Raw genomic sequence first — 498 nt, forward strand, 5'->3', positions numbered from 1 at the left:
CCTTTCCCATGATTACATACGACGCCCCTGCTCTTATCAACAAAACTTTATCTCCTATGGATGGCGCATAACTGGAAATATATTTATACGGCTTCTGGCTGGCCGTTCCCTCCCCATAAAAGCGGACATATGGACGCCCGTTAGATATACTCATCACAGTTGCCATTCGATAAGTTTTTCTCTCACCTACGACATAATCTTTTATGTCCTGGAGACGTTCACCCGGATTATCATAGATCATAATTTCACCACCCGTTTTAATGTATGGGTCATAGTTCCCCCAACGCTCAATTCCATCTCCCACGCATATTCAATATACTTATTTCCAACACCAAGAGTTGTTTCATTCACAAAGATACAGTCGCGGTACTCATGGTGTGGCATCAGACCTGTAGGAATCGTAATGGTATCATAAGTCTGACTCTTTTCTATCGCAATTCTTCTGACAAGTGCATCAAGGGTTTCCTGATCCGCGATATCATCAACGCTTTCGATATC

2 protein-coding genes are annotated in these 498 nt (G+C 42.8%); both read right to left on the minus strand.

Translation table 11 applies throughout. The features are described 5' to 3' along the window. Window positions 1-241, minus strand: a 241-nt coding sequence (locus NE664_13360) for a hypothetical protein (GenBank protein MCQ4727620.1), incomplete at its 3' end; no start/stop codon positions are given. Further along, on the minus strand, window positions 238-498 hold a 261-nt coding region (locus tag NE664_13365; GenBank protein MCQ4727621.1), incomplete at its 5' end, for a hypothetical protein. The genes NE664_13360 and NE664_13365, both read right to left, overlap by 4 nt.

Origin of the sequence: Anaerotignum faecicola (genome assembly GCA_024460105.1) — a bacterium.
Lineage (GTDB): Bacteria > Bacillota > Clostridia > Lachnospirales > Anaerotignaceae > JANFXS01.